26 protein-coding genes are annotated in these 21,431 nt (G+C 48.7%); all 26 read right to left on the minus strand.

What is annotated here, in order from left to right:
* Positions 1-62 precede the first annotated feature (62 nt).
* Positions 63-620 (minus strand): ribosome recycling factor, encoded by a 558-nt coding sequence (gene frr, locus ACNA6I_RS07015; protein ID WP_048004025.1) that lies wholly within the window; start codon positions 618-620, stop codon positions 63-65.
* Entirely contained in the window at positions 620-1,345 is a 726-nt protein-coding gene (gene pyrH, locus ACNA6I_RS07020) for a UMP kinase (RefSeq protein ID WP_048004026.1), read from the minus strand. Before pyrH ends, frr begins: the two co-directional genes overlap by 1 nt.
* 78 nt (positions 1,346-1,423) lie before the next feature.
* Positions 1,424-2,305, minus strand: coding sequence for a translation elongation factor Ts (gene tsf, locus ACNA6I_RS07025; protein ID WP_048004027.1), 882 nt, complete (start codon positions 2,303-2,305; stop codon positions 1,424-1,426).
* A gap of 122 nt (positions 2,306-2,427) precedes the next feature.
* Positions 2,428-3,135 carry a 30S ribosomal protein S2 gene (gene rpsB, locus ACNA6I_RS07030; RefSeq protein WP_048004028.1) on the minus strand — a complete coding sequence of 236 codons (708 nt, stop codon included), beginning with the start codon at positions 3,133-3,135 and terminating at the stop codon, positions 2,428-2,430.
* A 174-nt stretch (positions 3,136-3,309) separates the two neighbouring features.
* Positions 3,310-3,747, minus strand: coding sequence for a DUF6115 domain-containing protein (locus ACNA6I_RS07035; protein WP_048013088.1), 438 nt, complete (start codon positions 3,745-3,747; stop codon positions 3,310-3,312).
* 94 nt (positions 3,748-3,841) lie between these two features.
* Entirely contained in the window at positions 3,842-4,111 is a 270-nt protein-coding gene (locus ACNA6I_RS07040) for a hypothetical protein (protein ID WP_048004030.1), read from the minus strand.
* 4 nt (positions 4,112-4,115) lie between these two features.
* On the minus strand, positions 4,116-4,886 hold the full coding sequence (locus ACNA6I_RS07045) for a FliA/WhiG family RNA polymerase sigma factor (protein ID WP_048004031.1): 771 nt from the start codon (positions 4,884-4,886) through the stop codon (positions 4,116-4,118).
* Positions 4,887-4,920: 34 nt separating this feature from the next.
* Positions 4,921-5,415: a chemotaxis protein CheD gene (locus ACNA6I_RS07050; protein WP_048004032.1), complete on the minus strand. Its 495-nt coding sequence runs from the start codon at positions 5,413-5,415 to the stop codon at positions 4,921-4,923.
* On the minus strand, positions 5,415-6,038 hold the full coding sequence (locus tag ACNA6I_RS07055) for a chemotaxis protein CheC (protein ID WP_048004033.1): 624 nt from the start codon (positions 6,036-6,038) through the stop codon (positions 5,415-5,417). Before ACNA6I_RS07055 ends, ACNA6I_RS07050 begins: the two co-directional genes overlap by 1 nt.
* A gap of 1 nt (position 6,039) precedes the next feature.
* Positions 6,040-6,480, minus strand: a complete 441-nt coding sequence (locus ACNA6I_RS07060) for a chemotaxis protein CheW (protein WP_048004034.1) — start codon at positions 6,478-6,480, stop codon at positions 6,040-6,042.
* A gap of 13 nt (positions 6,481-6,493) precedes the next feature.
* Positions 6,494-8,524 carry a chemotaxis protein CheA gene (locus ACNA6I_RS07065; RefSeq protein ID WP_251527095.1) on the minus strand — a complete coding sequence of 677 codons (2,031 nt, stop codon included), beginning with the start codon at positions 8,522-8,524 and terminating at the stop codon, positions 6,494-6,496.
* 15 nt (positions 8,525-8,539) lie between these two features.
* Positions 8,540-9,586 (minus strand): protein-glutamate methylesterase/protein-glutamine glutaminase, encoded by a 1,047-nt coding sequence (locus ACNA6I_RS07070; protein WP_048004036.1) that lies wholly within the window; start codon positions 9,584-9,586, stop codon positions 8,540-8,542.
* The gene (locus ACNA6I_RS07075) at positions 9,573-10,427 is read right to left on the minus strand and encodes a MinD/ParA family protein (RefSeq protein WP_048013082.1); all 855 of its coding nucleotides are present in this window, start codon (positions 10,425-10,427) and stop codon (positions 9,573-9,575) included. The genes ACNA6I_RS07070 and ACNA6I_RS07075 overlap by 14 nt, the downstream gene beginning before the upstream one ends.
* The gene (gene flhF / locus ACNA6I_RS07080) at positions 10,424-11,494 is read right to left on the minus strand and encodes a flagellar biosynthesis protein FlhF (RefSeq protein ID WP_048004038.1); all 1,071 of its coding nucleotides are present in this window, start codon (positions 11,492-11,494) and stop codon (positions 10,424-10,426) included. The genes ACNA6I_RS07075 and flhF overlap by 4 nt, the downstream gene beginning before the upstream one ends.
* Positions 11,491-13,527, minus strand: a complete 2,037-nt coding sequence (gene flhA, locus ACNA6I_RS07085; RefSeq protein WP_148795023.1) for a flagellar biosynthesis protein FlhA — start codon at positions 13,525-13,527, stop codon at positions 11,491-11,493. The genes flhF and flhA overlap by 4 nt, the downstream gene beginning before the upstream one ends.
* Positions 13,528-13,532: 5 nt before the next feature.
* Positions 13,533-14,630, minus strand: coding sequence for a flagellar biosynthesis protein FlhB (flhB, locus tag ACNA6I_RS07090; protein ID WP_251527101.1), 1,098 nt, complete (start codon positions 14,628-14,630; stop codon positions 13,533-13,535).
* Position 14,631: 1 nt separating this feature from the next.
* A complete protein-coding gene (gene fliR / locus ACNA6I_RS07095) occupies positions 14,632-15,408 on the minus strand; it encodes a flagellar biosynthetic protein FliR (protein ID WP_251527103.1) in 777 nt (258 codons plus the stop codon).
* A gap of 4 nt (positions 15,409-15,412) precedes the next feature.
* Entirely contained in the window at positions 15,413-15,682 is a 270-nt protein-coding gene (gene fliQ / locus ACNA6I_RS07100; protein ID WP_048004042.1) for a flagellar biosynthesis protein FliQ, read from the minus strand.
* Positions 15,683-15,695: 13 nt separating this feature from the next.
* Positions 15,696-16,361: a flagellar type III secretion system pore protein FliP gene (fliP, locus tag ACNA6I_RS07105; protein ID WP_048013079.1), complete on the minus strand. Its 666-nt coding sequence runs from the start codon at positions 16,359-16,361 to the stop codon at positions 15,696-15,698.
* Entirely contained in the window at positions 16,354-16,953 is a 600-nt protein-coding gene (locus ACNA6I_RS07110; protein ID WP_053072123.1) for a flagellar biosynthetic protein FliO, read from the minus strand. Before ACNA6I_RS07110 ends, fliP begins: the two co-directional genes overlap by 8 nt.
* 24 nt (positions 16,954-16,977) lie before the next feature.
* On the minus strand, positions 16,978-17,340 hold the full coding sequence (locus ACNA6I_RS07115; RefSeq protein WP_048004044.1) for a response regulator: 363 nt from the start codon (positions 17,338-17,340) through the stop codon (positions 16,978-16,980).
* A gap of 24 nt (positions 17,341-17,364) precedes the next feature.
* Positions 17,365-18,474 (minus strand): flagellar motor switch phosphatase FliY, encoded by a 1,110-nt coding sequence (gene fliY / locus ACNA6I_RS07120; protein WP_048004045.1) that lies wholly within the window; start codon positions 18,472-18,474, stop codon positions 17,365-17,367.
* Positions 18,467-19,462 carry a flagellar motor switch protein FliM gene (gene fliM, locus ACNA6I_RS07125; RefSeq protein WP_048004046.1) on the minus strand — a complete coding sequence of 332 codons (996 nt, stop codon included), beginning with the start codon at positions 19,460-19,462 and terminating at the stop codon, positions 18,467-18,469. The genes fliY and fliM overlap by 8 nt, the downstream gene beginning before the upstream one ends.
* A gap of 36 nt (positions 19,463-19,498) precedes the next feature.
* Complete coding sequence (gene fliL / locus ACNA6I_RS07130; protein ID WP_048004047.1) at positions 19,499-19,927, minus strand: flagellar basal body-associated protein FliL; 429 nt, start codon at positions 19,925-19,927, stop codon at positions 19,499-19,501.
* Positions 19,914-20,135, minus strand: a complete 222-nt coding sequence (locus ACNA6I_RS07135; protein WP_048004048.1) for a flagellar FlbD family protein — start codon at positions 20,133-20,135, stop codon at positions 19,914-19,916. Before ACNA6I_RS07135 ends, fliL begins: the two co-directional genes overlap by 14 nt.
* Positions 20,136-20,184: 49 nt before the next feature.
* Positions 20,185-21,411, minus strand: a complete 1,227-nt coding sequence (locus tag ACNA6I_RS07140) for a flagellar hook protein FlgE (protein WP_048004049.1) — start codon at positions 21,409-21,411, stop codon at positions 20,185-20,187.
* Positions 21,412-21,431 lie beyond the last annotated feature (20 nt).

Below are 21,431 nucleotides of genomic sequence, written 5' to 3' on the forward strand. Positions count from 1 at the left end.
TTATGTAGTGTAAAAAAAGCCGACCAAGCGGGTTTCGCTTTGAGGTCGGCGGTACTCTTGCATTATACTTCTAGCATTTCCTGCTCTTTATCTTTTGCAATTCCATCAATCTTCACAATGCTCTCATCCGTTGCCTTCTGTACATCTTCAGAGTAGCTACGAAGATCATCTTCCGTGATCTCGCCCGCTTTTTCCTGTTTCTTCAGTTCTTCGTTTGCATCACGGCGAATGTTACGGATGGCCACTTTCGCATCTTCCGCTTCTTTTTTCACGCGTTTGACCAGTTCTTTACGACGTTCTTCGGTCAAAGCTGGAATGATGATGCGGAGGATATTCCCGTCGCTATTCGGGGTGATGCCGAGATCGGATTTGAGGATCGCTTTCTCGATATCGCCCAATGCTGTTTTATCATAAGGTTGGATGACAAGCATACGGGCCTCAGGAATCGAGATACCTGCCAGTTGGTTCACCGGTGTAGGCGCACCATAATAATCAACGGTGATCTTATCAAGAAGGGATGCGTTCGCGCGTCCCGCCCGGATTGTCGCCAGTTCACGTGAATACGTTTGGATTGCTTTAGTCATTCTTTCTTTTGCGTTTGAAATGATTGCTTCTGCCATTATTCTTTCCCCCTTACGATTGTACCGATATTTTCGCCTGTTACGGCTTTTTTGATGTTTCCATCTTCCATAATAGAGAATACAATAAGCGGTATATCATTGTCCATACATAGGGATGAAGCAGTTGAATCCATGACTGCCAAACCTTCCTTCAACACATCAAGATATGAAAGCTTGTCATATTTCACGGCATTGGCATCCTTCATCGGATCGGCGGAATAGACGCCGTCCACATTGTTCTTCGCCATCAGGATGACTTCTGCTTCGATTTCTGCAGCACGTAGAGCCGCTGTAGTATCTGTTGAGAAGTAAGGGTTACCGGTACCGGCTGCAAAGATGACTACCCTCTTCTTCTCCAGGTGGCGGATCGCCCTTCTTCTGATGTATGGTTCGGCTACTTGACGCATATCGATGGAAGTCTGAACCCTCGTTTCGACACCGACCTGCTCCAGGCTGTCCTGAAGGGCCAATGAGTTCATAACCGTTGCGAGCATCCCCATATAGTCGGCAGATGCCCGGTCCATACCCATCTCACTGCCGATTTTGCCTCTCCAGATGTTTCCGCCGCCAACGACGACTGCGACTTCCACACCGAGTTCGGCAATTTCCTTTACATCTTCCGCCACGTTTTTGATCACGGACGGGTTGATGCCGAAGCCGTCTTCACCGGCTAGGGCTTCTCCACTTAATTTAAGCACGACACGTTTATATTTTGGAACGCTCATGGGAACCTCCGTATGTAAATAAGATTTTTCTTGAAAAATAGGGAACACACGATGTGTTCCCTACAGCGAATCGGTTAATTATTTCTTCACTTGGCTCATAACTTCTTCAGCGAAGTTTTCTTGACGTTTCTCAAGGCCTTCCCCTACTTCATAGCGGATGAAGTCTGTAAGGGTCGCTTTGTGAGATTCAAGGAATTGACGTACTTTTTGATCTGGATTCTTAACGAAAGGCTGGTCAAGGATACAGATATCTTCGAAGTACTTGCTTAGGCGACCTTCCACCATTTTTTCAACGATGTTTTCAGGTTTGCCTTCGTTAAGTGCTTGTTGTTTAAGAACTTCACGCTCATGCGCCACTTCTTCAGCAGACACTTGATCACGTGAAACGTATTTAGGGTTAAGAGCCGCAGCATGCATAGCAACGTCTTTTGCTACAGCAGCATCAGTCGTACCTTCCACTACAGCAAGAACAGCGATGCGTCCACCCATGTGGAGGTACTCACCGAACGCTGCATTGTCATCTTTGGTGCGGATTTCGAAGCGACGAAGAGTGATTTTCTCTCCGATTTTCGCGATTGCCGCATTGATGAACTCACTAACAACTGAACCGTTTTCCATTTTTTGATCCATTGCTTCTTCAACGGAAGCAGGCTTGGTAGCCAATAGGTGAGCAGACAGTTCTTTAACAAGGTTTTGGAAGTTTTCGTTTTTCGCAACGAAATCTGTTTCAGCATTCACTTCGAGGATGATTGCCGTGTTTCCTTCGCTTGCGATGAACGTTGTACCTTCAGCTGCGATACGGTCAGCTTTTTTAGCTGCTTTCGCGATTCCTTTTTCACGTAGGAAGTCGATTGCTTTTTCCATATCTCCGCCAGTTTCTGTTAGCGCTTTTTTACAGTCCATCATTCCAGCGCCGGTTTTTTCACGAAGTTCTTTAACCATTTGTGCAGTAATTGCCATAGTGGGTTTCCTCCTTAAATTATCTATCGCAGGTTTCCCTGCAGTGAACTACCATAAAAGATAGTCTGATTCCTCTTTAAAAAAAGGTGATAAGGGTAAGCCCTCTTATCACCTTTTCATCATTACTCAGCTGCTACAGCTGCTTCTTCACCTTGTTTCGCTTCAAGGATGGCATCTGCCATTTTTCCTGTAAGAAGCTTAACCGCACGGATCGCGTCATCATTCGCAGGGATGACAACATCGATTTCATCCGGATCACAGTTTGTATCAACGATACCTACGATAGGGATGTTAAGCTTGCGTGCTTCCGCAACAGCGATACGCTCTTTACGAGGATCGATGATGAATAGTGCATCAGGCAGCGTGTTCATATCTTTGATTCCGCCTAGGAATTTCACAAGACGTTCGTGTTCTTTTTTCAGTTGTACTACTTCTTTCTTAGGTAGTACTTCGAACGTACCGTCTTCTTCCATCTTTTCGATTTGCTTAAGACGTGAAATACGTTTTTGGATTGTTTCGAAGTTAGTAAGTGTTCCACCCAACCAACGTTGGTTGATGTAGTACATACCAGCGCGCTCTGCTTCATCTTTAACAGATTCTTGCGCTTGTTTTTTTGTTCCTACGAAAAGAACTTTACCGCCGTTACCAGCTAGTTCTTTCACGAAGTTGTACGCTTCTTCAACCTTTTTAACGGTTTTTTGAAGGTCGATGATGTAGATGCCGTTACGCTCTGTGAAGATGTATCTCTTCATCTTAGGGTTCCAACGGCGAGTTTGGTGTCCGAAGTGTACACCAGCTTCAAGCAATTGTTTCATTGAAATGACTGACATGTGTGGTTCCTCCTAATGGTTTTTGTTTTTATCCTCCGTCTCCATCATCTTGGAGCAGAAACTATTAAAAATAGCACCATCTGCCTCAATCAGGAAACGTGTGTAATCACACCATGAATACTATAGCATACCTCTTTTATCCAATCAAGGGCTTGATGCGATTTTAGGAGAAAATTATTCGGTATCCCTGTTGAACTTCAGGAAAAGCTCCACTTCCGTCTTTCCTACGCCAGAGGCCCGTGCGATTTCATCTATTGAAACACCCGCGCGGTACATCCTCACTATATCGGGTTCCGCTGCATCGGATTGATCCGTCGGGTCAATTGACGGGGCCGACTGATAAGCGTCCATTGCCTTTTTTCGAACCATGGATGGGGGCTCTGTCACACTCTCCACATCAGCCGGCACATCATTTGCCAAGGAACGCAGAAAGGTATCATTCTCCTCCTTCAATTCCGCCATATAGGCAGACATGAGTTCCTCCATTTCTGTCACCCTTCTCTTTTGCTGGCTGTCGAGGGCGAGGAGGCGGTTCTGCCTGACATATAGGAGGATGATGGCAAAGAGGGCCACGAGATTCAATAAGATTGATAGTACAATTAAAAACATCATAAATGGATCTCCCTGTTATCATTCTTCATTTTCCACTTCCATAATGGCACTACAAGGAAAAACTGCCCCGGTCTCCTCCGGAACAGTCTTTCCATCATCCACTGTAATCGATCGCTTTTCCTTTGAACGGATGATGCCCTTCCCGTTTCCCATCATCCGAAAGGGGATCTTTCCCGCTGCGTGCCAAGATAGCCTTTCCTTTCGTACGATTGACCGTATGGCGGTGCTTATATGTCTCCTTTTGCATCCCGAGGGATGCGCCATGATTGATTGACTGACCGAGCTGCTGCGCTTGTTCCGTCACTTTCCCTGCTTCGAATGTCCTCGGGAGCGCCACCTGAAGTTCGATCGCCTTGAGAGTCATCCTATCATCCCCCTGCTTCAGGTTTCAGGAAATTCCTCAACTTGAAAATGGCCTTTGAATGGATCTGCGAGATTCTCGATGTGGATAAATTCATAACATGACCGATTTCCGTCAAGGTCAATTCTTCCTTGTAAAACAAGCTTAGCACGAGCTGCTCTTTCTCTGATAGTTTTAGAATCATTTTTTCAAGCTCTTCCATGTTTTCTTGTTTGACGGTCGCTTCCTCCGGTGAAAAGACCCGTTCATCCTTAAGAGAGAAGGAGGAAGATTCACTTTCATCCGCCGAGAGCTGTTCATCCATGGATAGGACATTTGCAAAGAAATGCTCATTGGCTGCCTGATAGACTTCATCTGTCGTCATTTCAAGGGACGCGGCGACTTCTTCCGGTGTCACATGGCGTAAAAGGGATTGCTCGAGTTCCACTGTCCTGGCTTCGATCTTCTTGGCCTTATCCCTTGTGGACCGAGGGAGCCAGTCTTCTTTCCTGAGGCCATCGAGGATGGCTCCCCTGACCCTGAAAGAGGCATATGTATCGAACTTGAGATCTCTCGTGGGATCGAATTTTTGCAGTGCATCCAATAGCCCCATAAGACCAAGGCTTTTGATATCTTCTCTTGAAACGTTTTTCGGGAGGCCGACTGAAATTCGTTGAACATGATATGAAACAAGGGGCATATATTTCTTGACGAGCATATCCCCTGCCTCTGTATCTCGGTTGTGGATCCATCTATCCCAGTATGGTTGTTCTTCGTTCCGATCAGGTTGTCGGGACATATTACCCCTCCTTTCCAAGGACCCGTCCTGGTCCTCACATTTCCTTTGTTCCTTCATACACCGTCCTCACTTGCAACATTCCGGTTTCAGGGAAAAATTCAATGGTTCTTCCTTTATTGCCCCCGAGGTCTTCAGCGATGATTCTGATATTCAGTCTGTCCAGCTGTTCTTTGACTGCTTCCACGTTCCTCGGGCCGATTCGCATGATATCGCTCCCAGATGCCGCCTGGAACATCTGAGCTCCGCCTGCCATTTTGCAGACGAGTCTTGAAGGATCCGCACCATGTCGATTCATGAGGTCTACGAGACCCGGTATGGCCAGATCTGCATATTTGCCGGGATTGACTGTCGTTTCTTTTGTGAAGGATGAGTCCGGAAGCATGACGTGGGCCATACCCGCCAAATGGATCCGTCCATCATAAAGGACAAGACCGACACAGGACCCGAGCCCGGTCGTTCGGATCGAACCTGTCCCCCTGACGAGTTTCATTTCGGCAATCCCTACTTTGACGACCGAATCCGTCCCCATCACGCGTCGACTCCCAACGAGTTGAAAACGATGGAGAAGGATTCAGGATCAAGAATAAGGTAGAAGTTCCCTTTGATGCCCTTTGTCCCTTCTTCATTAAGGGCTGTATCGATGACGAGGGCATGATCACCGACCCTCGATATCTCGAGAAGACCGTACCCGACCATGGCACCTGCCATGTCGACCGAAACGGCCGGCACAGAAGGATGGATCGATAATCCCGTGAAGTCGGATAGGGAAGACAGATATGCGCCCGCTACAATGTTGCCGAGCTCCTGGATGGCAGAAAGGGCGATATCTTCATAAGGCGGTTTCTGGAATGTATAGGAGGGGTCCTTCAACATGATTTGAACATAGCGGGTGGCCTGTTCAAGAGGAAGAAGGAAGAACATATTGCCCGTTACCTCTCCCTGGATCCTTAAAAAGATTCCGACAACAATCGTTTCAGCCCCGCCCGCAAGCTCCGTCATTTCATCAAAAGACACCATGTCGACTGCAGGAACCTTCATATCGATCTTCTTATCAAGCAGGGAAGATAGGGAGGTTGCTGCATGGCCCGCCCCGATATTCCCTATCTCCTTCAGTACGTCCAGATGCCCTGTTGTAATGTTGTTGTATTCCACGTCAAAGTGCCTGTAGGACCTTATCCAGGTGAAGGAGGATCAAGAGCCTCTTATCCAATTTGACAACCCCCGCCACATAATCCGCTTCCTGAACACCGGCCACGTCAGGTGAGTCTTCGATATCTTCTGTGCGGACATCGAGGACGTCGTTTGCAGCATCGACGATGAGCCCCACTTCCTTGTCCTCGAGAATGACCATGATGACGCGTGTATGTTCCGTGTCCTGAACGGATGAAAGGCCGAAGCGCACCCGTAGGTCGACGATGGGTGTCACTACACCCCTGAGATTGATGACGCCCTTTACATATTCCGGTGTTTTCGGTACCCGGGTGATGTGCTCCAACTTTTCAATGGAGCGGACATTTTCCACTTCCAAAGCATATTCCTTATCATGAAGCTGAAACACGATCAGTTTGGTTTGTTCTGTCATGACCTCGGTCATAGAGCAGACCTCCTTAATGGATTAATGCGTTGCAATCGATAATCAAAGCCACTTGCCCATCTCCGAGAATGGTGGCACCGGAAATCGCGAAGATATCGTTGAGATAATGTCCAAGGGATTTCAGGACGACCTCCTGCTGCCCGATGAATGAATCGACGACCAGTGCCGCCGTCTTCTCGCCTTTTCGCACGAGTACGATCGAATATTGATCGGCTTCATCCCCTTCAGAAGGGACTTCGAATACTTCTTCCAGGAAAAGTAGCGGAACGACCTTGCCCCTGAAATCGATCACCTTTTGATTGTGCGCGTGGAGGACATCTTCCTTTTTGATGATGGCCGTTTCGATTATGGACGACAGAGGAATGGCATATTTTTCGGACTTCACATCGACGAGCATGACGGCGATGATGGACAGTGTAAGGGGCAACTGGATCGAAAATCTTGATCCCTCTCCGACAGTCGAATCAATCGTGATGGAACCTCCAAGCGATTCGATCGTAGATCTCACAACATCCAATCCTACTCCACGCCCGGAAATATCCGATAGCTTTTCCGCTGTTGAGAATCCTGACGAAAGGATCAGCTCATAGATTTGTCGGTCAGAAAGCGTCAGAGCCTGATCCGAGGAGACAATGCCTTTATCAATGGCTTTTTGAAGGACTTTTTCTTTATTGATTCCTGCCCCGTCGTCTTCCAGTTCGATGAACACATGGTTGCCGCTATGATAGGCTTTCAGTTTGACTGTTCCAAAAGGCTCTTTTCCGTGCTTCGTTCTGACTTCCGGGGTCTCGATGCCGTGATCAATGGCATTCCGGATCAAGTGGACGAGCGGGTCACCGATTTCATCGATGACGGTGCGGTCCAGCTCCGTCTCAGCCCCTTCGATTTCCAGTTCGATCTGCTTGTCTAGATCCTTGGCGAGCTGACGTACCATACGGGGGAATCGGTTGAATACCGTCTCCACCGGTACCATCCTCATGTTCAGGATGATGGATTGCAAGTCGCCTGAGATCCTGGTCATCCGTTCAACCGTTTCATTCAGTTCCGGATTATCGAATTGTTTGGAAATCTCCTCAAGTCTTCCCCGGTCGATGACCAGTTCCTCGAATAGATTCATCAGAATATCGAGCCTGTCGATGTTGACCCTGATGGTCTTTGAGGAAGGGGCAGCCTTCTTCACGTTTTCTGCATTCTCTTCCTTCAACCGGGGAGTTGACTCCTCCACAATCTCGTGCTGAATTTTCTCAGGAGAAGGCTCCGTGAAGGTGTCTTCTGAACTGCGGAAGGTTCCCGTCTCAATAGGAGAAATGCTCACCCGGTCAATCTCGGAAACGCTCTCTACTTTACCGGCCATGCTTTCAGCCGATTCCATTGTAAGGATCGAAACCGTGAAATCCCGATCAAACCGTTCTTCTTCCAGCTGATCTACTGGAGGATCCGACTTGATTACTTCCCCGTCTTTCTCAAGGAGTTCGAATACCATATATACACGCGCGGCCTTCAGGAGGCAGTCTTCCCTAAGGGAAACCGAGATTTCAAAGCATTTGAAGCCTTGTTCGATCGCTTCCTCGATCACGGTCTGTTCGTACGCTTCATATGTAAGTCGTGAGGGAAGGGCCGTTGCCGTTGCAGCCACTTCCTGTTCCGCTGCTGTCCCTGGGGCATCTCCACTCTCGATCTGTTGCAATAAACGGACTACATCTGACACATCCCGCTTGCCGTCGCCGCCATCGGCAATGGAGAATACCATTGCTTCCAGATCGTCCACGGCCTGAAACACGACATCCAAAATCCCGGGTGTCACGGCCAGCACACCGTTCCTGATTCCGTCCAGGACGTTTTCCATCTTATGAGTGAGATTCGCTAGATCGTCGTACCCCATCGTTGCAGCCATTCCCTTAAGTGTATGAGCTGCGCGGAAGATCTCATTGACAATCGAAAGATCATTCGGATGCTTCTCCAGTGCCAGCAGCTGTTCATTGCACGCCTGAAGGTTTTCTTTGCTTTCTTCTATAAATATTTCCAGGTATTGACTCATCTCCATCAGCTTTACACTCCCTTACCTCAAATAATTCAGGATGGACTGAGAAATCTCTCCCAGTTCCACCGATCGATCCACATATCCTCCGGCCACGGCGGCCTTAGGCATTCCATACACGATGCAGGTTTCTTCCGCTTCGGCGATGACCCTCACCCTGCCCTTTCCTTTCAAGGAGGCAAGTCCCTTCGTTCCATCAGAGCCCATGCCCGTCATAATGACCGCGATGGTGTTCTGATGGCCAAGGTCGGCGATGGATGCAAATAATACATCAACGGAAGGGCGGTGCCCATTTACGGGCTCTCCCCTATCAAGCTGGGCGAATAGACCGTCCCCTTTCGACACGATTTTCAAATGTTCACCGCCCGGTGCGATATACGCCGTCCCCTTCTGCAACTTCTCTCCTTGCTCCGCTTCCTTAATGGTAATGTCACTCAGGCCATCGAGCCTTGCAGCAAGAGATTTCGTAAACCCGGGGGGCATATGCTGCACAATGACGATGGGAGCGGGGATGGAACGCGGGAGTTCCGCGAGCACCTTTTGGAGAGCCCGCGGCCCCCCCGTCGAGGTACCGATGGCAATCAGGGCGTCCCCATCAGCCAGCCCATTCATCTTCGGCACTTCAACCGGCATGAAACGCTTCTGATCGGGAACCATTTTCCCCATGTTCACCTTGCTCGCTTCAATGACCTTTCTAACTATATCGGATTGGACTTTGTACAAATCAAGGGAAATCGTCCCTGAAGGCTTGGCAAGGAAGTCGACAGCTCCGATGCTCATGGCTTTCACCGTTTCATCAGCGCCTTCTTTGGTTGTCGAGGAGAGCATCACGACGGGGACAGGGTGCTCATCCATGATGACCTTGAGTGCTTCAAGACCGTTCATGACGGGCATTTCGATATCCAATGTCACGACATCCGGTCTCAGCCGTTTGATTTTCTTGACGGCATCCTCCCCGTTGCGCGCGGTACCGATGACTTCAATCAAAGCCTCGGACCTGAGGTAGTCGCTGATCAGCTTCCTCATGAACGCAGAATCATCCACCACCAGCACCTTAATCAACTGCATCAACCCCTTTGAAAAACGTTCGGAAGCCTTCTATAAAGGATGATTTCTTCACCTTTACCCCCGTCGGAATCAGGACATCCAGCACGTCCTTGAGACTTCTTGATACTGCTGAAGCAGGATATCCGATGACCAGGGGCACCTGATTCACCACAGCTTTTCGCACAGTCGGATCTTCAGGGAGGAAGCCGAGGTCCGTTACCTCTTTTAAAAGGAATTTTCCTACCGTGTGTTTAAGCCTGATGAGCGTTTCCCTTCCCTCTCGTTTCGTCGAAGCCCGATTGCATAATATCGAAATCTCCCTTGAGCGGTCTCTCAGGAAAATATACTTCATCATGGAATATACGTCGGTCATGGCCGTGGGTTCAGGTGTGGTCACGGCAATGATCTCATCGACTGACAGCAGGAACTCGATGGACGCACTCGTAGCCCCGGCGCCCATATCGAATAAAATATAATCATAGTGCCTCATGAGCTCTTTGAGCCCTTCAAAAAAGCGGTCCATCCGTTCGCCGTGCCATTCCACCAAGTCCTTCAATCCGTTGCCCCCGGATATATAGGAGATACCGTGCACGTCTTTGCATACCACGTCGTGAATCGTCTTATTCCCATCCTCGATATAATCCATCACGGAGTATTTCCTGTGGCTTCCCAGGAGAAGATGCACATTCCCCATTCCGATATCCATATCGAACAGCAGGACCCGTTTCCCCCTTTTCCCCAGAAGGATGGCCAGGTTCGTCGTGATATTCGACTTCCCGACTCCACCTTTACCGCTCACGACAGCATACGTCCTCGCACTTTCATTCATCCTTTGTCTGAGTTTATGTGCCTGATCATTCATGGTCGGATCCCTTTCATCATCAGCCGGGCAATGTCCCCGGCCCCGAGTGGTTCGATGTCTTCCGGCACATCCTGACCTGTTGTCACGTACGCGGCACCGATTCCCGTCTCAAGGATGAGGTTGAAAATCGATCCCATGCTTGAAGTTTCATCAAGTTTGGTGAATATGAAGCGGTCGATCTTCATAGACGAGAACGCAGTAGCGATCTCTTTCATATCTTCTTCCTTACTGGTAAGGGAGAGAACGAGGTAGGACTCCATATCGGTACTGAAGTCAATCAGGTTATTGAGTTCCGTCACGTAATGTTCTTCCCGGTAGTTACGGCCCGCCGTGTCGATAAAAATATGATCGCAGTCCCTAAATTTCTCCATCGCCGCCCTGTAATCTTCCGCCTTATAGATTACTTCAACCGGTACGTTCAGAAGGGATGCATAGGTTTTTAACTGTTCGATCGCAGCGATCCGGTATGTATCCGTCGTCAGGAAGGCCACTTTTTTTCTTTTCTCGATCACGGCTTCAGCCGCCAGTTTCGCAAGGGTCGTGGTCTTTCCTACCCCGGTCGGTCCCATGAGATTGATATACTTATGAGAAAAGGTCATCCCACCCATATCAACACTCTCCAAGCGCTCGGTAAGGTAGGCTACTGTGCTTTCGATGTAGGTTTCTTCCGGAAGCCGCTGAAGCCGGTTTCCAAGTTCCAACAGGTATTCTTCCTTCACCCCCTGTTTTTTAAAAGAATCCAGGATATCCGATACGGGAGAAGGGAAATGATCCGTCATCGACGTAGATAATGCGGCGATCATGCCTTTCAGTTCACCGAGCTGCTGATTGATTGCAGGCTGGGGGGCGGGATCTTGGACCCTTTCCACTTTCACGGGAGCCTCCTCCTCCGAGTGATCCGGATCGAGAGCAGCGATGACCTCCACGCCCCTTTTTTTGAAGAAGCCGAGTATGCCTCCCGTTTGGATCTGTTTCGAATGGAGAATCACTGCATCTGAACCAAGATCCTTCCGAACCTTCGCCATGGCGTCGTTCATTGAGTCGGCTCTGTATTTTTTGACCATCATGAAATATTCACCACCCCTAGACTTTGTACTTCAACGTTTGCTTCGAGCTCATTATAAGAAAGGATCGGAACCTGCGGGAAGTAGCGCTCGGTCATCTGCCTGATGTACATGCGGACAGCAGGAGAGCAGAGGATGACCGGTGATTCTTCCATGAGGGAAACCTGTTCGACCTGTGACGCCACGCTTTCAAGAATCTCCTGTGAGTCACCGGGATCAAGGGACAGGAAGTTTCCATGCTCTGTCTGTTGTATACTATCGGCAATTTTCTTCTCCACCTTGCCTGATACGGTCACAACCTTAAGCATGGATTCATCTCCTGCGTACTGGCTGGTGATCTGTCTTGCTAGGGCTTGTCTTACGTACTCTGCCAACAGGTCGGTATCGGAGCTCATTTTTCCATAGTCGGCGAGGGTTTCGAAAATCACCGGAAGATTCCTGATTGAAACATGCTCTTTCAATAATTTCGCCAGTACTTTTTGTATTTCACCTATGGAAAGTGGATTCGGCGTCACTTCCTCCACCAGGATCGGATACGATTCCTTCAGATGATCGATCAACTGCTTCGTTTCCTGCCTTCCAAGTAGGTCATGCGCGTGGGTTTTTATGATTTCCGTCAAATGAGTGGATACGACAGAAGGCGGGTCGACCACTGTATAACCGAAGATTTCTGCCTGTTCCTTCATTTCTTCTGAGATCCATTTTGCCGGGAGTCCGAATGATGGTTCGATCGTATCGATTCCTTCCACCGATCCATCGTCGATCCCCGGACTCATGGCGAGATAGTGATCAAGGAGCAGCTCACCCTTCGCCATTTCGTTGCCTTTGATTTTCAGACGGTACTCATTTGGCTGCAGTTGAATATTATCCCTGATCCTCACAACCGGAATCACGAGACCCATTTCGATGGCAAGCTGCCTTCTGATCATGACGATCCTGTCAAGAAGGTCCCCTCCCTGATTGGAATCTGCAAGGGGAATGAGCCCGTACCCGAATTCGAATTCGATTGGATCTACATTCAACAGGTTCACGACACTTTCAGGACTTTTCATTTCCTCATGTTCCAATTCTTCTTCCATCTCCATCACATCTGCTACATCCTGCTTCGGCGTCCTGGATACCATGTAGCCGCCAAGGGCAAGGGCAGCTGCGATCGGCACGGTAACGAGGAATGAAATCGGTGTGAACACACCAAGTAAAAAGATCGTCGATGCCGCCACATAGAGCATGACGGGATAAGCGAGGAGCTGATTCATGATATCCTGCCCTAGGTTCCCTTCAGAGGCAGCACGGGTGACGACGATCCCTGTTGCCGTTGAAATCAATAGGGCCGGGATCTGACTTACGATCCCATCACCGACGGTCAAAAGTGAAAATTTTGTAGCAGCCTCTGCGATGGGAAGGCCCATCTGGGTCATCCCGATGATGATCCCCATGATCAGATTGATCATGACGATGACGATCCCGGCGATGGCATCCCCTTTAACGAACTTCGATGCCCCGTCCATCGCACCGTAGAAGTCGGCTTCTCTTCCGACTTTTTCACGGCGTGTGCGGGCATCCTGTTCCGAGATCATCCCAGCATTCAGGTCGGCATCGATGCTCATCTGTTTCCCGGGCATCGCATCAAGGGTAAACCGGGCGGCCACTTCTGATACACGCTCTGACCCCTTCGTGATGACGATGAATTGGATCACGATCAAGATGACGAATACCACGAGCCCGACGAGGACGTTTCCTCCGACTACGAATGTTCCAAATGTTTCCACAACGCCCCCTGCTTCCCCTTTACTAAGGATCGACCTCGTTGTGGAAACATTTAGACCAAGTCTGAATAGCGTCAGCAGCAACAGGAGCGACGGAAATATCGAGAATTGCAATGGTTCATTCATATTCATGGAGATAAGGAGCACAAGGAGGGCAAGTGATATATTAATGATGATCAACACACTCAGCAGCCACCCCGGAAACGGGATGATCAGCATGGCGACGATCAAGATGACACTCGCTAAAACGGATAGATCTCTTGCTGGCATATTACTCACTCCCTATGTATGGCATGTGATTTTTTGGTTCTGTATACGTAGGCAAGGATTTCTGCCACAGCTTTGAAAAATTCTTCCGGGACGGCATCCCCTATATCTGCTGCATCATAGAGGGCTCTTGCCAGCGGTCGGTTTTCAATGGTGACAACACCATGCTCACTTGCGATGAATTTGATTTTTTGTGCAAGGAAGTCGACACCCTTTGCCACAACGTACGGCGCATCCATCTTCTTTTCATCATATTTAAGGGCGATGGCAAAATGCGTTGGATTCGTGATGATGACGTCCGCCTGGGGAACCTCCTGCATCATCCTCCTCATGGCCATCTCCCGCTGTCTTTGTTTGATCTTCGATTTGATCAGCGGATCGCCTTCAATGTTTTTATGTTCATCCTTCAGATCCTGCTTCGACATCCTAATATTCTTCTCAAAGTCATATCTCTGATAGAGGAAATCAAAGAGGGAGAGGAACAGAAGCGCAATCGAGGCCGCGATGCCCATCTGGACGGTAAGCTTCCCCATGGTCAGCAAGGAATCACCCACTGATTTAAAGGAGAGGCTCAATACCTTATCAATATTGATCCAAAGGACCACGAATGTGATGGTTCCAACGAATCCGATCTTAAGGATGGATTTCACGAGCTCAACAATCGCCCTCAGGGAAAAGATCCGTTTAAATCCTTTGATCGGATCGATCTTTTCCAATTTGGGCTGGATCGGCTCCACCGTGAACATCACCCCCACCTGGATATAGTTGGCCACCAGTCCGGCAATCAACGCGACGAGCATGATGGGTCCGAGAAGCAAGGCGAGTTCTTTCATTATATCGAGGGTGATAACACGGATGCTCTTCTCGGTAAGGTCCATGAGCATATACTCCTGAAACGTCTGATGGAAAAGATCAAACACCACATCCCCTAGAAATGAGGCGCCAAAGAGCATGAAGATGAATACCGACAGGAGAATGATCGCCGTATTCACATCCTGACTCTTGGCGGTCTGACCTTTCTTACGGGCATCGTCCCGTTTCTTAGGCGTTGCCTTCTCGGTCTTCTCCCCACTGAAAAACTGCAGGTCCAGTTTCAATTGCTTCAATTTAAGTGCCTCCAATGATGTTCATTAAGTCCCTCATGGTAACGAGCATCATCCCGAACAACTTCTGCATCACCGCAAACATGACGCCCATGACAATGAAGAGAATGATGAACGATACTGCAATCTTGATGGGGAATCCGACAACGAAGATATTGAGCTGCGGAACGGTACGCGCTACGATCCCCAGTGCCACATCGACAAGAAAAAGTGTCGCAACGACAGGTATCGACATTTGGAAGGCCACGATGAACATGGAATTGAACGCTTTCAAGACGTAATCCACCATATCCTCGTTCCCGAACGGGATCCACGCCTGATCGATGGGGATGAGCCTGTAGCTGTAGAAGATCCCATCCAACAAAAGATGATGACCGTTCAACGTCAACATCAATAACAGGGCGAATGTATAAAGATACTGCCCCATGAGGGGGCTTTGAGCACCCGTTTGAGGGTCAATTACATTCGCTATGGCAAAGCCCATCTGAAAATCAATCAATCCCCCGGCAATCTGCACGGCGGATAAGATCATGTAGGCGATAAACCCGATCAGAAGGCCGACAAGCGCTTCCTTCATGATCAACAAAATGTACTGACCGTTGATGTCAAACGCCGTGGCTTCCACGGAATAATACATCACCCACGAAATGACGGCAGAAAATGCGAGTCGATGCTGAGCCGGGATGGTTCTGTAGGAAAACAGGGGCATGGTGATGAAAAAGGACGAAACCCTGACAAATATCAATAAATAAACCGATAATAACGGGACAAGCTGCTCCATGCCCTTAGCCTACGAACCTGGTTAAATCTGAAAATATCTGAGATGTGTAGGTCAACATCTTCGTCAGCATCCAAGGGCCGAAAAAGATGATCCCGATGAGCACGGCCACAATCTTCGGGATGAAGGCAAGTGTCTGCTCCTGGATCTGTGTCGTTGCTTGGAAAATACTCACGATCAGCCCCACGACCAGTGCCAATAACAGCAGTGGTCCAGAGACGATCAAAGTCGTATAAATCCCTCTTTCTGCCAAGGAAATTACGGATTCTACACTCAATTACTTCACCTTCTTAAAAACTTTGTAGGAGCGATTTCACTACCAGATACCACCCGTCAACAAGTACGAACAGGAGGATCTTGAACGGAAGGGAGATCATCACCGGTGGAAGCATCATCATACCCATGGACATAAGGATGCTCGCTACCACCATATCGATCACCAGAAATGGTATGAAGATCATGAACCCGATCTGGAAGGCGGTCTTGATTTCACTCAGGGCGAAAGCCGGTACCAAGGATGTAAGAGGAATGTCTTCAATCGACTCAGGTTGTTCAGCACCTGAGTAATTCAAGAACAACTCCAAATCCTTTTGCCGTGTGTGACTGCTCATGAATTCCTTGAACGGCACCGAGGCCCGGTCATATGCCTGCTCCAAGTTGATCTCTTCATTAAATAATGGCGTCAAGGCATCTTCATTCACCTGCTGGAACGTCGGGGCCATGATGAAGAACGTCAAGAAAAGCGAAAGACCGATCAACACCTGATTCGGAGGCATCTGCTGGGTCGCAAGCGACGTCCTGACAAAGGAAAGAACAATAATGATCCTGGTGAAACACGTCATGAGGATCAGAATGCTCGGTGCAAGGGACAGCACCGTAAACAATAAGAGAAGTTTGACGCTTGTGGAGACATTATCTGCTGAACTGGTATTGAAGAACTCCATGAATTCATTCATCTGACTGATCCCTCTTCTTCTTCCATTCCCCAAGCGTCGTCTTGCGTCCCCGCTTCATTTCTTCCAGCTGCTCTTTCAGATGGGATTGAAAAGACCCTGTCCCTTTCTGGTTCGTGAATTTTGACACCCAATTGACGGGAGAGACCGGTTTATCTTCATAAAAAGAGAGGATTTTCTCCTTTTGAGAGGGATCCTCTACCTCTTTCAACAACTGGATATTTTCACCGACCCCGACCACGAGGATCTCATCCCCCACTTTTATGAGCTGTACGGAACGATTTCCTCCCAGGGTGGTACCCCCGAGGTTATGGATCAATTTTGATTGCTGATACGATCTGCCCTTTTGATTGATGAACTTCAAAAGGCCATATATCAAAGCGATGACAAACAGCAAGGCACCGACCATTTTTACATAGTCCATAAATGTAACAGACGTATCGCCTGCCAAATTGACGGGTGTTTCATCGGATTGATTGCATTTATCCGGATTCTCGATGCAAAATTTCGTGCTGTCCTCCACCGCATAGGCCGTTTGCCCCCAGATGGCCACGAGGGCCATCATGATGCAAAGGGTTAGTAAAAGTTTTCTCACTGCATGCACACCTTCTTAAATCCTTTAGCTTAATGCTTTTTGAATGGCTTCGATTACGCGGTCTGCCTGGAATGGTTTCACGATGAAGTCCTTTGCTCCCGCCTGGATGGCGTCGATGACCATTGCCTGTTGTCCCATGGCTGAACACATGATGATTTTCGCCCCTGGATCGCTTGCCTTGATTTCTTTCAACGCTGCGATGCCATCTTTTTCAGGCATGGTGATATCCATCGTCACCAAATCAGGCTTCAATTCTTTATACTTATCCACTGCCTGGGATCCGTCTGCCGCTTCCCCTACTACATCAAAACCATTTTTCGTTAAAATATCCTTGATCATCATTCGCATGAATGCTGCATCATCTACAATCAGTATTTTATTAGCCATTCTGGTCTACCTCCATCATTCTTTTTACTTTAATCGTTTTAGACGATCGCTTTGACTGACGATATCGGTGATCCTCACGCCGAAGTTCTCATCGATGACTACGACCTCGCCCTTAGCCATAAGCTGGCTGTTGACGAGGATATCAACCGGTTCCCCTGCGAGCTTATCCAGCTCGATGATGGAACCTGAGGACAGCTCAAGGATTTCCTTGACGGACCGGTTCGTCCTTCCGAGCTCGACCGTCACCTGCAGCGGAATATCCAAGAGCATATTCAGATTCTTGGCCTCATGGGCTCCGAGCTGCGGTGACTCGAAGTCTGCAAATGCTGCAGGCTGCACGTTCACACTCGGTTCCTCCACCCTTGGCGCTTCCACTGTATGGGCTGCCGCCACTTCTCTTTCGGCCTGATACGGTTCCTCCATTTGTACAGGGGGAATATGTATGTCCACTTCTTCGGGAGCCATAAGCTCATCCACCAGACTTTTGGCGAATTTCAATGGCAGGAGTTGCATGATGCTCGAATCGATCAGTTCCCCGATCTTCAGGGCAAACGATACCTTGACAAGCAGGTCTTCCTCAGGAAGATTTTCTTTTCCTTCCCCTTTAGGGATAAACATGAGATTGATGGAAGGTGGTGAAATATCCACCTTTTTCCGAAACACCGTCGACATGGACGTGGCAGCAGAACCCATCATCTGGTTCATCGCCTCCTGCACCGCACTCAATTGGATCTCTCCAAGGTCCTGTGACGGGGAAATGCCATCACCGCCAAGCATCAGATCCGCGATGATGGATGCATCGGACTGTCTGATGACGAGAAGATTGGCGCCAGAGAATCCTTCCGTGTACTGTACTTGAATCGCAACATATGGATGCGGGAATTCTTCCTCAAGCAGGTTACGGTCAACGATCGATACCTGCGGGGTTGTGATTTCCACTTTTTGATTCAACAGAGTGGATAATGCCGTAGCTGAACTTCCAAAGGATATGTTCCCGATTTCCCCCAATGCATCGACTTCTACTGAAGAGATGTGATCATCCGTCCGGATCTCAGGTTTTTCATTCGTTTCATCGGATTCGGCAGAGCCCCTTAGCAACGCATCAATTTCGTCCTGTGATAGCATGTCACTCATCACCGTCTCCCCCTTTCACTGTTTCCAAAATTTGTACAGCCAGTTTCTTCTTGGACCGGCCAGGTTGTGCAATGAATTTCGGCACATTCCCGACGCAGACGGTCAAGGGATCTCCTATACCGGTTCCTAGATCGATGACATCCCCGACCCCCATGGTTAGGAAGTCCTCTATGGTGACCTCTGTTTTCCCAAGCTGGGCGACAACCGGTACCTTCGCCTTCTTGACGCCCTCGCGTAGATGGGTCACTTCTGTCGAACTGCTCTCCTTCCGCTTGCTCTCCATCCAGTAGCTTCCTGACAGCTTCGGCAGGATCGGCTCGAGGACGACATGGGGGATGCAGATATTGATCATCCCGCTCGTTTCTGCAATCGTCGTGTTCAACGAAATGACCACCACGGTTTCATTCGGAGAGACCATCTGGAGGAACTGGGGATTCACTTCGAACTCATCGAAAACCGGATCAACATCCACGACGGTACTCCAGGCTTCCCTCAAACTTTCGAATGCTTTTTCGAAGAGCTGACTCATGATAGTCGTCTCGATTTCCGTGAGATTTTCCACCTTGTTGATGGAGACTCCTTTACCGCCCATGACGCGGTCCATCATGGAGTAGGCGATATTGGGATTGATTTCGATCAAGATACGGCCATCGAGTGGAGGCAGTTCATACACATTCAATATCGTCATTTTAGGTACGGATCGAATGAACTCCTCATAAGGAATCTGATCGGCCGATGCGACATTGATGTGGACGTAGGTCCTTAGCTGAGCTGAGAAGTAAGTGGTCAGGATGCGGGCGAAGTTTTCATGGATCCTTGTTAAGCTTCTGATCTGGTCCTTCGAAAACCGGAGAGCCCGTTTGAAATCGTAGACCTTTACTTTCCGCTCTTCTTCTTCCTTTTTAAAATCATCTGCACTCATTTCCCCGGTATTGATCGCGGAGAGGAGGGCATCGATTTCACTTTGTGATAAGATTTCATTGGCCAAATTCATTCACCTCCCTACCAATCAAAACAGGTGTCCCTATTGGATCATCATCGATGTGATATAGACTTTTTCGACGGATCCTTCCTGCATAAGGGAGTCGACTCTTTTACGAATGGTTGTTTCGATCAGTTCTTTGCCTTTCTTGCCTTTCAAATCGGTTGCATTCAGCTCAGAAAGCTCCTCGATGATGATATTGTTCACCATGAAGTCCCGCTGCTGTAATTCCTCTTTTGCTTTCTTTCCATCCGTCTGGATCTTGAACGAGATGCGAATGAAATCATTGCTCGACAGATTGGTCGTCATCTCCGGTACATCCACCGAATAAGAGAGCACCTCTTCGATGCTCGGCTCTTTGGCTTCCGCTTTCGGTGACATCTGTTTTACGACCACCCAGCCTACCGCCCCTAAAAGGACGAAAGTGACGACCATGATCATGGTGATGGCGACGGCTTTATTCTTCATCATTCATCCCTCCCTTGAGCCCACTCCCGAGGAGCTGGACACGTCGATAAAATTCTGTTGAGAGGGCTTGCACCTCCATCACCGACTCTTTGACCACATACCTTCTTCCATTGGTGAGAAGGATGGCTGTATCCGGAAAAGATTCGATGGTTTCAATGTATAATGCATTGATTGTGAGCGCTTTGCCGTTCAACCTAGTTAACGTAATCATGTTATCGGGCCAAGGGAAACCTCAGCCCTTCCCTCCTTCTGTCAGATGATTATCGTTTCAGGTTCACGAGTTCCTGAAGGATTTCATCCGAAGTGGTGATGATTCTTGTATTTGCCTGGAATCCACGCTGTGCCGTGATCATTTCGGTGAATTCTTCAGAAAGGTCTACATTGGACATTTCCAATGAACCTGCCTGAAGCAACCCGCGACCTTCCCCGGGTACCCCTGTATTCGGAAGCCCGGAGTTATTCGAAGCCTGGAATAGATTGCCCCCTGCTTTCATCAGTCCTCCCGGATTCGAGAATGTCGCAACCGCGAGCTGACTCAGAACCCTTACTTCCCCGTTCGAGAATACGCCGTTCACTTCTCCCGATGACCCGATATTGAAGCTTTCCAGGTACCCTTCTGCATTTCCATCCACCGTGTCGGTGTTGGCAGACGAAGAGCTATCGAACTGGGTGATTTTGGAGAAGTCGAGCTCGATAGCCTGGGTTGGATTCGCTCCGGTCGTATTGGTGAGGGAGATGTTGGAAGATGTCGGATTCGTCAGCTTTCCCTGGTTATCGAATGTGAAAGTCCTTGTAGTACCCGTTGCCACGGTCACACCCGGTGTAGTGCTAGAAATGACCACATCCCATTGATTATTCGTCCCTGTCTTCGTCATTTTGATATTCAAAGATACGTCTTTTCCAAGTGAATCCTTTACCTTGGTTTCCACTTCTACTTCGGTTCCTTGTGCGGCACTTGCTTTTAAATTACCGTTATACGTGGCAAGTGAGGATGCTTGAGGAGCCATCGTTGCATTGGTATCCACCTTGATATCAGTTGCTGCGCTGCGGTTTACGACACCCTGAGCATTGACGGGATACCCTTGTACGAGGTTACCCTGAGCCGTGACCAGGCTACCGTTGGAATCAAGATAGAAATTCCCGGAACGGGTATACATGGTGTTGTTCCCTGTCTTGACTACGAAGAATCCGTCACCGGATACAGCCACATCGAGGTCCCTTGCCGTCGTTTGAAGGCTTCCTTGGGTCTGGATCGAGTCAATGGTTGCAAGTGAACTCCCAAGACCAACCTGCTTCGCATTCTGACCCCCGCGGTCAATTGTGGCACGGCTGGCACCGGAAACGGTCTGGCTCATGAGATCCTGGAAGGTGACCCTGCCTTTTTTGAACCCGAACGTATTGACATTGGCGATGTTATTACCGATTACATCCAGTTTCGTCTGGAAATTTTTCATTCCACTGATACCTGAGTACATAGAACGTAACATGTTTTATTTCCCCTCTCTTA

It is taken from the genome of Rossellomorea sp. FS2 (assembly GCF_047915635.1).
Lineage (GTDB): Bacteria > Bacillota > Bacilli > Bacillales > Bacillaceae_B > Rossellomorea > Rossellomorea marisflavi_A.